General features: G+C 65.8%; 11 protein-coding genes. 2 read left to right on the top strand and 9 right to left on the bottom strand.

The window, feature by feature from the left end; all coding sequences use genetic code 11:
- Window positions 1–136: 136 nt before the first annotated feature.
- Window positions 137–1,348, bottom strand: a complete 1,212-nt coding sequence (locus CBM981_RS01185; protein ID WP_369801656.1) for a F420-0:Gamma-glutamyl ligase — start codon at window positions 1,346–1,348, stop codon at window positions 137–139.
- Between the two features lie 90 nt (window positions 1,349–1,438).
- Here CBM981_RS01185 and CBM981_RS01190 point away from each other — a divergent pair, with 90 nt between their 5' ends.
- Window positions 1,439–2,839, top strand: a complete 1,401-nt coding sequence (locus CBM981_RS01190; RefSeq protein ID WP_087066915.1) for a PhoH family protein — start codon at window positions 1,439–1,441, stop codon at window positions 2,837–2,839.
- A gap of 25 nt (window positions 2,840–2,864) precedes the next feature.
- Complete coding sequence (locus tag CBM981_RS01195; protein ID WP_087066916.1) at window positions 2,865–3,092, top strand: hypothetical protein; 228 nt, start codon at window positions 2,865–2,867, stop codon at window positions 3,090–3,092.
- 237 nt (window positions 3,093–3,329) lie between these two features.
- Here the strand turns inward: CBM981_RS01195 and CBM981_RS01200 are convergent, their stop codons facing one another.
- From CBM981_RS01200 to CBM981_RS15560, 8 genes are all read right to left on the bottom strand, one after another.
- The gene (locus CBM981_RS01200; protein WP_087066917.1) at window positions 3,330–6,059 is read right to left on the bottom strand and encodes an HAD-IC family P-type ATPase; all 2,730 of its coding nucleotides are present in this window, start codon (window positions 6,057–6,059) and stop codon (window positions 3,330–3,332) included.
- Window positions 6,060–6,127: 68 nt separating this feature from the next.
- A complete protein-coding gene (locus CBM981_RS01205) occupies window positions 6,128–9,019 on the bottom strand; it encodes a CAAX protease (protein WP_157665287.1) in 2,892 nt (963 codons plus the stop codon).
- Window positions 9,016–9,654: a hypothetical protein gene (locus CBM981_RS01210; RefSeq protein ID WP_087066919.1), complete on the bottom strand. Its 639-nt coding sequence runs from the start codon at window positions 9,652–9,654 to the stop codon at window positions 9,016–9,018. The genes CBM981_RS01205 and CBM981_RS01210 overlap by 4 nt, the downstream gene beginning before the upstream one ends.
- Before the next feature lie 28 nt (window positions 9,655–9,682).
- Window positions 9,683–9,883, bottom strand: a complete 201-nt coding sequence (locus CBM981_RS01215; protein ID WP_087066920.1) for a hypothetical protein — start codon at window positions 9,881–9,883, stop codon at window positions 9,683–9,685.
- 400 nt (window positions 9,884–10,283) lie between these two features.
- Window positions 10,284–10,997: a hypothetical protein gene (locus CBM981_RS15105; RefSeq protein ID WP_157665288.1), complete on the bottom strand. Its 714-nt coding sequence runs from the start codon at window positions 10,995–10,997 to the stop codon at window positions 10,284–10,286.
- A gap of 238 nt (window positions 10,998–11,235) precedes the next feature.
- A complete protein-coding gene (locus tag CBM981_RS15110; RefSeq protein WP_157665289.1) occupies window positions 11,236–12,246 on the bottom strand; it encodes a hypothetical protein in 1,011 nt (336 codons plus the stop codon).
- A 112-nt stretch (window positions 12,247–12,358) separates the two neighbouring features.
- Window positions 12,359–12,493 carry a BrnA antitoxin family protein gene (locus CBM981_RS16130; RefSeq protein WP_197686680.1) on the bottom strand — a complete coding sequence of 45 codons (135 nt, stop codon included), beginning with the start codon at window positions 12,491–12,493 and terminating at the stop codon, window positions 12,359–12,361.
- A 1,238-nt stretch (window positions 12,494–13,731) separates the two neighbouring features.
- Window positions 13,732–14,061, bottom strand: coding sequence for a hypothetical protein (locus CBM981_RS15560; RefSeq protein WP_172820783.1), 330 nt, complete (start codon window positions 14,059–14,061; stop codon window positions 13,732–13,734).
- Between the last annotated feature and the right edge of the window lie 97 nt (window positions 14,062–14,158).

Raw genomic sequence — 14,158 nt, forward strand, 5'->3', positions numbered from 1 at the left:
TGACCTGGACAGGGGAGGGGCTGGCGCAGTGGAGGCCAGAACTGCCAATTCCAAAGCCGATCCTACCGCTGGCACAGCCGGCCTGCGGGCGGGATCACGGCTGGGCAACCACCACTGGGAGCTCAGGGCCGGGAGTTCAGGGCCGGGAGGTGGCGGCCGGGCGCACCAGCACCAGGGGGGTGCGCTCGTTGGCGTTGCCGGCGGGGTTGGGCCGCAGGGCCCGCTGCAGCAGGGCCTCGTCGCAGCCCTGGCTGGCGGCGAGCACCTTGACGCGGCCGAGGTCGTTCACATCCACCACGGCCACGGCCACGCCCAGCGCCGCCGCCATGCGGGCACAGAAGCCGGCCGGGTCGTGGGGGCCGAGCACGATGGTCTGGTCGTAGGGCGGGGTGGTGCCTGTCACATCGTCGATGAGGCGGGCCTGCTCGCCGGCCAGCCGGTAGAACCAGCCCTTCGATCCCACCAGCTTCATGGCGGTGCCCACCAGCCAGGCGCCGAGCACCCGGGCCGGCCCCACCACGTCGATGAGGCTCTGCAGGCCACAGGCGGTGGCCAGGGAGCTGGTGGGGTGGAACACCCGGCAGAGCAGCCGGGCCAGGCCCGAGGGCGTCACGGTTTCGGGGTGGTGGTAGCGGCCCTGCATCACGGCCAGGGGCGTCTCGCCGATGGTGAGCACATCGCCGGGTTGCACGAGGCTGCCGGTGTAGTGGCGGAGCACGCTCTCGGGGTCGTCGAGGGTGCCGAGCAGGTGGGTGCGCACGGGCAGCACCGCGCAACCCTCACCGTGCCGCCAGGCAGCCGTGGCCGGCTCGAGGCGCTGGGGACGCCGCAGGGGCACCAGGATGCCGTCGCGCCGCCAGAGCCGTCCGAAGGGGCCGTAGTTCACCCACAGCACCTCCAGCCAGAGTGTGTCGAGCAGGGCCGCCAGATCGGTGCCGGAGGCGCCGGTGAGGTCCACCGTGAGCCGGGCCTGGGTGGCCTTGCGGCCCTTCACGATGTAGGCCGCCCAGTAGCCGTCCGGGCGGGCCTCCTCATCGGGGTGGAGCGCCTCCACGGAGCTGCGCACCTGAACATCCGCCAGGTCGCCGCGGCCCAGCAGGGTGGGCTTGAGCTCCAGCTGGGGAACGAACACCTCCATGCGGGGATGGGGGTTGTGGATTGTCACGATTCCCCGGACCCTCACGCCCCCCGGCAGGTCGGCGGCCGAGGCGTCGACGCTGAAGCTTTCGGGCCGGAGCCGCAGGGGGGAGGCCGGCCGCAGGCGGTGCCGCAGTTCAAGCCACAGCAGGGTGAGTCCCAGCAGCAGGGCGGCCACCAGCAGGGCCTTCAGGAGGGCGACGAGCAGCAACGGCAGCGGCGGGCGGTTCGCCGGAGCGTAGGTGCAGCTCGCGCCCGAGTTGCGCTCTAGCGTCAGAGCATCTGCTCGGGCCGCCGCCCCATGCGCAAGACGTTTGTGCTCGATACCAACGTGCTGCTGCACGACCCGGCGGCGATCACCCGGTTCGAGGACAACAACATCGTGATCCCCATCGAGGTGGTGGAGGAGATCGACCGCTTCAAGCGGGATCCGGCCGAGAAGGGCCGCAATGCCCGCCAGGTGTCGCGCCTGCTCGATGATCTGCGCACCCTGGGCAACCTGGCGGACGGGGTGCCCAACGGCGACGAGGGCGGCACGTTGAAGGTGGTGTTCTGCCGGGCCGAAACCCTCAGCCAGCTGCCGCCGGAGCTGAAGGCGGGCAACGGCGACAACAACATCCTGGCCGTGGCGCTCGAGGAGCAGCGGCTGGAGGTGGTGATGGGCAGCCAGCCGCCGGTGGTGCTGGTCACCAAGGACACCAACCTGCGCATCAAGGCCGATGCCGTGGGCCTGATCGCCCAGGACTACACCACCGACAAGGTGGCCCTCGACGATCTGTACCCCGGGCTGTGCGAGGTGTGGGCCGATGCGGCCCAGATGGATGCCGTCAAGCAGGCCCCCGGGCTGCCGGTGGAGGGCCTGGAGCTGCCGGGGGTGCTGCAGGCCAACGAGGGCGTGATGCTGATCGACCGGGCCCAGCCGAGCCACACCTTCCTCACCCGCTACACGGCCGCCACCGGCACCCTGCAACCGCTGCAGAGAGCGCCGAAGGCCCGGCTGGGCCGGATTCAGCCCCGCAACCGCGAGCAGACCTTCGCCCTCGACCTGCTGCTCGATCCCGACATCCAGCTGGTGACCCTGGTGGGCAAGGCGGGCACGGGCAAGACCCTGCTGGCCCTGGCGGCCGGGCTGCACCAGGTGGCGGATGAGCGCCTCTACGAGCGGCTGCTGGTGACCCGGCCCGTGATCTCCCTGGGTAAGGATCTGGGCTACCTGCCCGGCGACCTCGAGGAGAAGATGGGCCCCTGGATGCAACCGATCATCGACAACCTGGATTTCCTGCTGGGCAGCAGTCCGGAGGACCAGGGCCGCAGCTCCGGTGGCGCCATGGGCGGGGGCCGGGGCCATGGCCAGCGCAGCCAGCGGGGCAACTGGAGTGATCTCAAGGGGATGGGGCTGCTGGAGGTGGAGGCGATCAGCTACATCCGCGGCCGCTCGATTCCCCGCCAGTACATGGTGGTGGACGAGGCCCAGAACCTCACCCCCCATGAGGTGAAGACGATCGTGACGCGGGTGGGCGAGGGCACCAAGATCGTGCTCACCGGCGACCCGTATCAGATCGACAATCCCTACGTGGATGCCGAGAGCAACGGCCTCACCTGGCTGGTGGAGCGGTTCAAGGGCCAGCAGCTGGCCGGCCATGTGACGCTGATGCGCGGCGAGCGCTCACCGCTGGCGGAGCTGGCGGCGAACCTGCTCTGAGCCCGTCTGAACACCAGGATTGAGGATGGACAACGCCAGGCCCTACAGCGTGATCAGCCACGACGGCTGGGGCAGCACCAGCGTGGGTGAGTTTGCGAGCCTGGCGGAAGCCCAGGAGCTGTTCCGCACGCTCTGCGCGGACCGCTGGTTCCGCACCGATGGGGCGATCAAGGGGCTGTCGATCGTGGAGCGGGCGGGCGGCACAACCGTGGAGACGTTCACCTTCCCGCAGTCAGCACGCCTGCCGGGATGAAGGATTGGCGCTGCGGCTGTAGCGGTGCTTTCCCAGCGAGCAGGGATGCCATGCCGTGAAGGCTGGCCTGCTTCGCCATCTCCAGGGGTGTCGCGCAGCTGTCGAGTCGGGTCCGGAGACGCGGGCCCGCTCACAGCCATGGGCAGCGGTGTGCAGGCGCTGATGCCGCGTTGATGGGCTTCTTGGAGTCCAGAGCAACGTCGAGGCGTCAGCTTCTGCAGGGGATCATGGGCGACATCATCCAGCCTCAGGGACCCGCTGCCGCCGCCGTCGCCAGGCTGCGGCCAGCCGCCGCACCCCCTTGTCGGCCTCGATCACCAGCAGCACCGTGAGGCTGAGGCCCACCAGGCGCAGCCACAGCGCCGGCGCCACCGGCTCGGTGTCGAGCATCAGCTGGCCGAAGGGGATGTGCATCATCAGCACGTGCAACAGAAAGGCCGTGACGGTGCCGGCCAGCAGGACAGGACTGCGCAGCGGCGAGAGCTGCAGCACCGAGCGCGTTTCCGAGCGGCAGTTGCCGAGGTGCACGTTCTCGAAGAGCACCATCAGCAGCAGCAGGGCGTTGCGGGCCTCGGCGAGGGGGGCGCCGCTGCGCAGCAGGGTGTCGTAGGTGGCGAACCCCACGCCCCCCATCACCGCTGCGGCGAGCAGGGTGCGCTGGATCATCAGACCGTTGAACACCGGCTCGCTGGGGGGCCGCGGCCGCTGGCTCAGGGCATCCCCCTCGCCGGGCTCGAAGGCCAGGGCCAGATCCTGGATGCCGTTGGTCACCAGATTGAGCCACAGCAGCTGCACCGGCAGCAGCGGCAGGGGCAGCCGCAGCGCCACGGCCAGGGTGATCAGCACGATCTCCGCCGCGCCGGTGGACACCAGCAGATAGATCACCTTGCGCACGTTGGCATAGGCGATCCGTCCTTCCTCCACGCCGGCCACGATCGTGGCGAAGTTGTCGTCGGCGATCACCAGCTCGGCCGCCTCGCGGGCCACATCGGTGCCGCCCCTGCCCATCGCCACGCCGATGTTGGCGGCCCGCAGGGCCGGAGCATCGTTCACCCCGTCGCCGGTGACGGCCACGCAGTGGCCGGCCGCCCGCGCCGCATTCACCAGCCGCAGTTTCTGCTCCGGCGCCATGCGGGCATAGACGCAGCTGCCGCGGATCATCCCCCGCAGCGTTTCGGGCGAGGCCGCATCGAGCTGGCGGCCGGTCACCACGGCCCCCGGGCCTGCGGGCGCCAGCCCCAGATCCCGGGCGATGGCCAGGGCGGTGACGGGGTGATCCCCGGTCACCATCCAGACGGTGATGCCGGCCCGGTGGCAGGTGGCAATGGCCTGGCGCACCCCGGGGCGCAGCGGATCGATCATCCCCACGAAGCCCAGCAGGTTGAGCCAGGTGGGCTCGAAGCCGGCTGGATGGGGCCCCTCCGCGGGCGGAGCCAGGGGGGCGGGACCCTCCGCCAGGGCCAGCACCCGGTAGCCCCGCTCCGCCATCTGCCGGGCCAGGGCATGGGGGGAGGGCCTGCCGGGAACGGGCTTGCACATGGCCAGCACCCGCTCCGGCGCGCCCTTCACCAGCACGTGGTCCTCGCCCTCGATCGGATGGAAGGAGGCGGCGTACTGCCGTTCCGGTTCGAAGGGAATCCGGTGCAGCTGGGGATGGCGCTCCAGTCCGTGCTCCCGCGACCAGCCCAGCTTGTGGGCCAGGGCCAGCAGGGCGATGTCGGTGGGATCCCCACGCCAGATCCAGCGGTCCTCCTCGGCTCGGCGCAGGTCGGCCTCGTTGCAGAGGGCCGCGGTGCGGGCCAGGCGAGCCAGGGGCGGGTGCTCGCCCGAAAAGCTCCGCCCCTCCCGCAGCACCTGCCCCGCCGGATGGAAGCCCTCGCCGCTCACCTCGAAACTCTCCCCGTCGGGCAGCACGATGCGCCGCACCGTGAGCTCGTTGCAGGTGAGCGTGCCGGTCTTGTCGCAGGCGATCAGGGTGCAACTGCCAAGGCCTTCCACCGCGGGCAGCTGCCGCACGATCACCTGCCGCCGCGCCATGCGGCGGGTGGCCACCGCCAGCGCCACGGTGAGGGCCACCGGCAGGCCCTCCGGAATCGCCGACACCGCCAGCGCCACGGCGAAGAGGAACATCTCCATGGGCCCGTAGCCGTGGTGCAGGGCCCCGAGCAGGCCGATGCCGCTGGCGGCCACCAGCACGGCGATGGCGATCACCCGGCTGAAGCGCTCCATCCGCCGCAGCAACGGCGGCCGCCCGCCGGCGGCACCCAGCACCGCCAGGGCCAGCCGCCCCACCTCGGTGCGAGGCCCTGTCGCCACAGCGAAGCCCTGCCCCCGTCCCCGCACCACGGTGGAGCCGGCGAAGAGCATGTTGAGCCGCTCGGCCAGGGGGGTGTCCGCCGCGCCGCTCCAGTCGGCCGACTTCAGCACCGTGAGCGATTCGCCGGTGAGCAGGGATTCATCCAGCTCCAGCTGGCTGCTGCCGATCAGCCGCAGATCGGCCGGCACCCGCTGGCCCGATTCCAGGCTCACCAGATCCCCCGGCACCAGCTCCTCGGCGTCGATGTCCAGGGCCACCCCGCCTCTGATGACGGTGGCCCGCATCCGCAGCAGCTGCTGCAGTGCCTGGCTCTGGCGCTCGGCCTGCCACTCCTGCAGGCCGCCCACCACGCCATTGATCAGCAGCACCGCCGCGATGAACAGGCCATCCTTCAGATCGCCGATCGCCAGCGACACCACGGCGGCGACAGCCAGGATCGCGATCAGGGGACTGCGGAACTGGCGCCGCAGGATCGCCCAGCCGCTGGGGGGTTGGGCCCGCGGCAGGGCGTTGGGACCCTGCCGCTCCAGCCGGCGCTGTGACTCCGAAGTGGTGAGGCCCTCCCTGCCGGTTGCCAGCGCCGTGGGGATGGCGGCGATGGGCAGGGCGTGCCAGGGGTTGGGGGCCTCGTGAGCGCGCGCCTCGACCATGGAGTCTCCCCCCCCTCTCTCGATCCTGATGGATCCAGAGCAGCGGTGCTGGGGGAAGCTATCCCTCCTCAGCACCCCAGGCTGAGGGGCGCCACCGGAGCGATGCGGGGGTTGCGGCCGCCCACCTGGTTGGCCCGCAGCACCAGGGCCGAGGCCCCCTGGGCGAGGAACACCTTCAGCACCGACTCGCAGGCCAGCCTGGGCAGCAGGCAGCGCCAGCTGCCTAGGCCCTGGAGCAGGTCGTGCAGGGGTTGATCCTCGAGGCTGCTGCCCAGGCGGAAGGAGCCCCGCCGCCAGTCGTTGCGCAGGGGCGGCACCGGCAGCAGGCGGCGGCGCAGGGTCTGCTCCAGCTGCCGCAGGCTGCGCAGATGTTCGGCCTGGTGGGGATGGCGCTGCTCCCAGGCCCGCAGGCGCTGCGGATCGGCGCCCCGGATCTCGGCGTCGAGGTCGCGGATGGCGGCGAACAGGGCCAGGTTGGAGTCCTGGGCGCAGTTGTGGGCGGGCCCCACAAAGCTGCCGCCGCTGCCATCGCCGATGCGGTAGCGGGCCGTCATCGCCATCAGCTGGCGGTCGAAGAGATCGAGCGGGCAGCGCTGCCGCTCGGCCCCCGCCTGGCCGAGGCTGTAGAGGCCGGTGAAGGGGGGAAAGCGCACCAGGATGTCGGCCACCGGCCGGCAGCCCAGCCAGCCCCACTGGCGCTCGCCCAGGTAGCGCCAGCGGTCGTGGGCGCCGGCCACGAGGCCATCAGGGTTGTGGGCATACACCTGGCGGTAGTCCACCGCCACCGAGAGCTCGCCGCCGGCGAGGGGCTCGCGCACCACCCGGCCGAAGCCGTAGGCGAAGTGCCCGGTGCACACGCCACCGCGCAGGGCCTGTTCCCGCTGTTCGCCGCCGATGCCGCCGAACACGTGCAGCACCAGCAGCCGATCGCCCTCCTGCCACTCCTGCAGCAGGTCCTGGGGCCCGGCCCTGTCCGCCCGCCGCCCCGCCAGCAGCACGGAGCTGGCGGCGGCGGGGGTGGTGTCGGCCCAGGCCTGGTGGCGCAGGTAGCGCCAGGCGGCGCGGCGCTGGGGGATCACCCGCTGGGGGGCCAGCCGGCGCAGCCGCCTGGGCAGCAGGGCCTGCACCACGAAGGCGCCTGAGCCATCCGGCACGCCGCTCACCAGCCAGCCCTCCTGGTTGAGCTCCCCCTCCTCCAGGCCATCGGCGCAGGCGGGCAGGATGCCCTCCTGGTTGGCCACCGGCGGGGGTAGCCGCAGCCGCAGCGGCGGCCCCGTGAAGCTGCCCTGGGCCGGATCAAAGGCCAGGGCCTCCCAGGCGTCGCCCTCGAGAGGCCGCGTGAAGCGCACCAGGGCCTTGGCCAGGCCAGCGGTCTGCAGGGGTTCGGCGCCCACCTCCAGCTCCAGCTGCTGGCCCTCGGCTGCATCCGTTCGGCCGTGCAGCACCGTCACCGGCTCGATGAGGCGCACCAGGAGGTCGTCGTGGGGATGGGCGCCGGCCAGGGATTCCAGCGGAGTCACCTGGGCCCAGCCCTCGAGCCGCAGCGGGTGGATGTTGCCGGCGCGGACGCTGTCGCGGGCCTCATCGCTGAAGGTCACGTCCATGGTCACCTGGGCCAGGGCCGGATCGCGCCAGCGCAGGGCGGCGAGGCGGCCGCGGCAGTGCTCCCAGCCGGGGGGCGTCTGCAGCACCTCGAAGCCCACCGAGCCGTCGCGGGCGCCGGCGGCCGGCAGGATCAGCCGGCCGATCCAGTGGGGCCGTGGCGTGAGGCGCGGATCCGGCAGCGGGGCGCGATCCCGGCTGCCATCGGGCTGGTGCCAGGGGTTGGTGAGGAAGCGGCCGTAGTTGCCGCTGGCTGCCGTGGGCGCCTCCGCGCCCAACTCCGAGCCTGTTTCCGGGGCGGTGAGGATGGCGCTCACCAGGTCCACGGTCTGCTGCATGGCGGTGCGGCCGTCGGGGAGGGTGAGCTGGGCGTCCATCACCCCGCCCGGCAGTTCGTGCCCCACCGGCCCCAGGGGCACCAGGCTCACGCGGCCCCGCTGCAGCGCCCGGTTCCACTGGGAGAAGAGGGCGATGGGCCAGCGGCGGGGAAAGAGGATGGCGCCCAGGGGGGCCACCCGGTCGCGCTGGCCCACCAGATGGAACAGGTGCTGGGCCTGGAGCACGCGGTTGTTGCCGGCGAACACCCCCGCCAGGGAGATCACCTGCACCGGGGCCGCGAGGCTGCGGCGCACGTGGGGCAGGGCCCCCAGGGAGATCTGACCGCCGCCGCTGAAGCCGAGCAGCGTCACCGGCGTGCCGCTGCCCGGGGCGTAGCCGTTGGCCAGCAGGGAGCCCACGATCAGCTCCGCCATGCCGGCGTTGTAGAGCGGGCCGTAGCGGCCATCGGCCGACACTGCCACCACCGTGAGGTTGCGCAGGTTCACCAGCAGCCCCAGCCAGGCGAGCGGACGGCGCACACGCCAGGCCTCCACCCAGCGCCAGAACCCGGCCAGCCAGCGGCCCTCGGTGAGGGGCTGGTTGGTGATCGAGTAGGGCATGATCCCGCGCAGGATGGCGATGTCATCCGGCAGCGCGGCCGCCAGCCGGCGCAGGAAGTCTTCCCCCTCGGGCAGGGCCTGCTGGGAGGCCTGGCCGATGCCATCGAGATACACCACCCAGCGGCGCATGGCCCGCCCGGCGCTCAGGGGCGCCGCCAGCTGGCCGAGGTTGGAGGGGCCCTCCTCGGCGTCGCCGAACCAGCCGGCCCACCAGCCAAGGGCCTGCAGCGGCGCCAGGAAGGCGGCCACCAGAAACAGCACCAGGCCGATGCCGGCCAGGTCCACCACCAGCCCGAAGCTCTTCACCAGGGTGTGGCGGGCCAGGGCCAGCAGCAGGCCCGCCCCCGGCAGCAGCACGGCCAGGGCCAGCAGCAGGCCGGCCAGCAGCCAGCGGCGGTGGTGGCGCAGCCACACCCTCATCGCCGCGGCCGGGCGGGGGGGTCGGCATCCAGCAACACGCTGAGGGCGCGGCGGTTCTGCACGAGCTGCACGCCTGCGGTGCGGTTGAGCAGGCCGCGGCCGAGCCGCATCAACGGCTGCCCGGCGCGGTGCTGCAACAGCAGCATCACCAGCCAGCCGCCGAGCAGGGCGATGAAGGCCTGCCAGGCCCCCAGCCCCGCCACCTCCCCCAGGGCCACCACGAAGGCGATCGCCGTCCACAGGGAGAGGAGGGTGAGCCAGGGCACGCCCAGGTAGGGCAGTGCGCCGAGGAAGGCCAGCAGCTCGGGGGCATGGGCCACCCCCAGGGCCAGCACCACCCGGGTGGGGGAGAGCGCCACACCGAAGCCCAGCCAGGTGACCAGCCAGGTGCTCAGGGCCCAGAACAGGAAGCCCACCACCACCAGCACCGCCTCCACCACGAGGCTGAGCGCGAAGCGCAGCGGCGACACCCGGTTCACGAACAGGATGAAGGCGTGGCCGATCCCCTGGGACAGGCCGGCCAGCAGGGCGATCAGCACCCCCCACCAGGCCGACACCGCGCCGGAGCCGAGCAGGCGGAAGCCATCCGGCTGCAGGCGCAGGGTGTGGCCCACCAGCTCCGTGAAGGTGTCCATCAGCGCTGCCGGAACCTCCCGCGGCGTGTCACGAGGGCATGTCGGCGGTGGGCCCCATCTCCGAGGACACCCCCAACTCCACATCCAGCATCTGGCCGGCTTCGTCCGTGGGGCTGATGCCGGCAGAGCCGCTGGGGTAGTGCCTGGTGACCGCCACCACCAGCAGCACCAGGGAGATGGCCACGGTGAGCACGCCGAGGATCACCTGCCGCACGTTGATCTCAGACATCGGTCCAGGCCTGAAAGCCCTCGCGGGTTGGCTGTTTTGACGTTAGGTGCTGAGTGCAGTTTTGGCCCCGGTTCGATGTGGGGTGCTCTTGGCGCCGAAGGTGCCGATGGGTACGAGCAAGTCCAAGGCTGGGACTGGTTACGAGGAGCGCCGCTTTCAGTGGTGCGATGCTTGATGGGATGGTTGTTTGATTGAAGAAGGCCTCGTGCAGGAACTCAGACGACTAGCGAGGTTTCACAAGAAGCCCATTTTGGGCAGTGCGGATATACGCGCATCAACCTTGGGCTGTTCAGAGGAACTCCAGTGCATCGTTGCATTGTCCAGCCCAAGCCTTGCCAGCAGTATGGGGTTTTCTTTGTCTCACTAGATATAGTCGTTGATGCGTTGTGCATCAAATGAACTACTCGTAGTTCGCCATCTGTTCAATGCGTTCCTTGGGCGTAGCGGCGTTGCCAAGGCCCCGAAGAATGTCTGCCGGGTTATGGCACAGGCGTTCACTAAACGAAGTCCCGGACTCGAGAATGGCGGCAATTTCGGCCGCGACATCCGCAACGTTCGGTTCTACGTAAGGATCCAATTCAATCCGCACGCGCAGCTGTCTCCACGGCATGATCCTGTTCAGGAGTGTTGGGGCCTTGTCAAGCTCGGAATGGCCAATCCTCCATAGACGCCCACTCGTGTCATAAATACAGGCATTACGATAACAACCGTTGTTGAAGGCTTGTGGCGTTGCGGACCATTTGCCGAGTGGTCTGTGTTCCGCCCAGAACGCCACATCTTTACGGATCACCAGATAAGGCGGCGGGCCGACTTCGTTCTCTTGAGCAGGCGTCTCGTCTTCGAAGAGAACGAAACCGGGCTTCGCTTCGGGGATAGAGAGATCGGTAAGCTCTTCAATCTCCTCTATGCTGAGTCGCGGAGGGTCATCCACCGCGTTGATGGCCAGGCCATCGAGTCTCGGGTCCAGGCGAACCGCCTCAATCGCGGCAGCAGATGCTACATCAGAATTTGCTGCTGTTATGAAACGTGTCGAATAGAATCCCATGTAGCCTTGGTTGCCGGAATAGTCCAGTTTGAAATGCTCACCCAAAACGAGGACTCGAAACACTTTCATGGCTATAGTCTGTTGGCTTGCATAACGTTCCAGATCAGAGGCGGGCAGGCGTTTCTGGTGATGAATATTGTGCTATCACCCCGCATTCTGCATCTATAGATGTTATACGTTTCAAAGGTTATCAAGAATTCTAAGAATCAATGCTAATGGCATCTGTAAATCTCGCAGTTCCGCTCGCGGAAAACAAACCGAACATGCCTGGTCAAGCAAGGGAAGTTGAGCTGCCCATGGTTGCAAGTCACAATTCCCCGCGAAGCACCCTTCTGAAGGCTCGAAGTACCAATGCCTTTGCATCAGTCTTCTGACCTTCACTTTGCGCAGCGTTGATGAACATGCCATCGGCCTCAGCCTCGTAGTCTGTCTGCATTGCCAGAGCCCTCTTGCATATCTCAAGCTTATTGAGGTTGGATGTTGAAGAAATGCGTGTTACAGCAAATAGCTTTGAGCATGACACAAGGAGCTCCTCTTTGCTTGAAGCTTTGAGCCGATCCTTGTAGTCCTTTGAGCCTGCCCCATACCCAAGTATTGCACCACCCGCCATCAATGCAAAGTAGCCTCCTGTTATTCCTAAGCCTCCGGCTGCGAGTGACCCGCCACCAAGGAATGCTAGGCCTGCAGATGTTGCGGCGGCTCCCCCAAGCCCCATTACACCTCCAATCGCGCCGGCAAGATATGGAGCGGTAATCAACAACACTGCAGCCCCAAGGCCAATCCATGCCCATGTCCAGTTAGGGCCCGCAATGGATTTGGTAATCTTCTTAGCACAATCATTAAACTCTGAATAAGCCTTTGGGAAACTCATTGAGTTTCCTAGAATGGTAGAGCAGAATCTGAAATAACGTGACCTGTCTGCATCGTCATATCTGAGGTCTCGCCCGCTCTGGTCATTAGATAGATCAAAGTATGGCTCGAATGTTGACAGCTCAACTATCATCGCGTTTTTCTTTGCCTCGGAAAGACTGAGCTTCTTGAGTGAATCAGGCAGGGTGGCCGAGTCAATTACACCATTTATCTCAAGGAGCTTGCAAGTTATATTCATCCAGTCCCATGCCCATTCTCTCTTTTTAAGTTGGTAGGCGCTTTGTTCGGCATTGTTATCTTCTTCGCTTCGAAAGTACCTTCTCATTCGTGAATATGACTTGCTCTGCTCGGCTTCGAATACGATCCCGTGGTACGTAATAGAAGTAAGGATTATTATCTCTTCTTTGCTAAATCCAAAGCTTTCAAGTGAGAGGCTGTCTCCACTCATGGCAGGAGAGGTTCGGGGCTTTCATGCTAGTAAGTATAACGCTCAAGATCAGAAGCGGGCCAAAGCCTTGGAATTGTCGGCTACCTCCGCTCCCGTCTTCTGAATCTTGACGTTAGGCCCCCTTCGCATCGCCTGTGGAGTGAGCTTCGACATAGTCCTTCAGTACAGCATCCATAGGAGCTTGCCAAACAGCTCCGGAGGCCTTGAAATAGTCATTAACTTCAGGACTATATCGGATTGAAACCAGCTGCTAGTCATTTGCCAACATTGGTCGTCCGCGAACCATTCGCATGGGGACCATCGCGCTCATCTGATCGTGTGTAAAGGGAGGGCCATCAGGATCTGATTCCGCCGCCGCTGTAATCAACTGAACTTCCTCAAGTGTCGGCATACTCAGGCTGATCTTCTTTAGTGGCTTTGACATAGTGATTGACCTCACGGCGATTGGCTTTGCGTAGACTAACTCTGGGTACTTTCCTCCCGACACCCAACATGGCGAAGACGGTCTGCGCTATCGCGAGCCCAATGGCGTCCAGATCCTGGGGACATTGCGGAGCTTGGCGATGAATGCCGTGCGGCTCGATGGCATCTAGTCCATCACCGAGGGCATGGCCGCCCTCGCGCTCGACATCAGGGGGTTATTGGAGCTTCTGGGCTGGCGAGAACCATTCGAGCCACTGGCTTCTGGTTAACTTCTAATGGGCCTTCGCCAGAGGGGGGGCAGGGAAGCAAAGCTGCGCCTCAGATCATCCCATCCTGGCTGTTGCAATCCAGCGGCGCGCGGGACATTGAAGCGCTTCTACTTCGCTCACCCTGAACGATTACTTGCAATCTCTCTGCTCGCCTATTTGTGGGGTATTTCCAGAGTTTCCTTAGCATCGCCTTCATGCTCAAGTGTTTCTAGTGCTCCTAGATTTCAGTAAGCAGACTAGGCATACGATTGGATAAAGGGGAAATCCAGATAGGATAATGACAAACTTGAGAAACGCAAAACTGACTGAAAGATGTGCGATTGTCTGCGAGTGCTCAGGAACGAGGTTAAACAGCAGCGAAAGCAAAGAGATGTTTTCTGCCGTATCCAAAACCACCGCAGCGAATTGTCCCCATGCCAGCGCAACCCCCAGCCAAGCAAAGTGAATGAAACAGCTAGAAACACGACTAGAGCCCGATTGACATCTAGAGACGGATAGAGCCCTGGACCCAAGTAGGCATAATATGGCTATAGATAGCGAATAAACTAGCATATAGAGAAAGTCCAGACCGAGTCCAAACGCCGCCCATTGTTTTTCGATTGCCGTCCACAGGCTCAGAACGTGAAGAGGAAAGAATTCAAACTGAAGGGCTCCTGGGCTAACTGGGAGAGCATTAAGCAGTATGGTTAAAAAAATCGCAACGAGCCAAAGGAGGCATACCCACTGTGTATTTAGGACCAGGAGATCTGATGGCTTGAATGGATTTCGTATCGCTAGGGAGTTACCAAGGGATTTAGTTGGCATAATTCAACAGTGCTGTAATGAGCCTTTCCAGCGTTACGGATCCCACTCCGGTAAGAAGGTAAGCCGAGGAATCGGCAACCATACCCTTTAGATTGTCTGTATTGGCGTTGAATGACTCATGCGGTTGCTGATATATTGGTTGTAAACGGTAGTAGTTGTTAGCTGCTAACAGCATTTTCGCTTGATATTCGACGGCATCGGAGGATCCATCGGAAGTGGCCCGGAGCAGTGGAATATCACGCCGAGGGCTTAAGAGTTTGCAGAAAAAATCTCGTCGCGAGGCGAGTTCTCCCCCTCCGTGACCCAGCCAGCTGGTCATGGCGAGGCGATTATTGGAATGACTCAGGCTCGCTGTGAGTCCCTGATCCTCGGGATTGGTACCTCGCTCGACGCTGAATCTCCTCGCAGGCTCCCAT

It is taken from the genome of Cyanobium sp. NIES-981, assembly GCF_900088535.1.
In the GTDB taxonomy this organism is placed as follows: Bacteria; Cyanobacteriota; Cyanobacteriia; order PCC-6307; family Cyanobiaceae; genus NIES-981.

Excerpts from the sequence above, each read along its gene's own strand:
- CBM981_RS01190 (WP_087066915.1), top strand. The coding sequence starts at position 1,439 with ATGCGCAAGACGTTTGTGCTCGATACCAACGTGCTGCTGCACGACCCG.
- CBM981_RS01195 (WP_087066916.1), top strand. The coding sequence starts at position 2,865 with ATGGACAACGCCAGGCCCTACAGCGTGATCAGCCACGACGGCTGGGGC.
- CBM981_RS01200 (WP_087066917.1), bottom strand. The coding sequence starts at position 6,059 with ATGGTCGAGGCGCGCGCTCACGAGGCCCCCAACCCCTGGCACGCCCTG.
- CBM981_RS01205 (WP_157665287.1), bottom strand. The coding sequence starts at position 9,019 with ATGAGGGTGTGGCTGCGCCACCACCGCCGCTGGCTGCTGGCCGGCCTG.
- CBM981_RS01210 (WP_087066919.1), bottom strand. The coding sequence starts at position 9,654 with ATGGACACCTTCACGGAGCTGGTGGGCCACACCCTGCGCCTGCAGCCG.
- CBM981_RS01215 (WP_087066920.1), bottom strand. The coding sequence starts at position 9,883 with ATGTCTGAGATCAACGTGCGGCAGGTGATCCTCGGCGTGCTCACCGTG.
- CBM981_RS15105 (WP_157665288.1), bottom strand. The coding sequence starts at position 10,997 with ATGAAAGTGTTTCGAGTCCTCGTTTTGGGTGAGCATTTCAAACTGGAC.
- CBM981_RS15110 (WP_157665289.1), bottom strand. The coding sequence starts at position 12,246 with ATGAGTGGAGACAGCCTCTCACTTGAAAGCTTTGGATTTAGCAAAGAA.
- CBM981_RS15560 (WP_172820783.1), bottom strand. The coding sequence starts at position 14,061 with ATGACCAGCTGGCTGGGTCACGGAGGGGGAGAACTCGCCTCGCGACGA.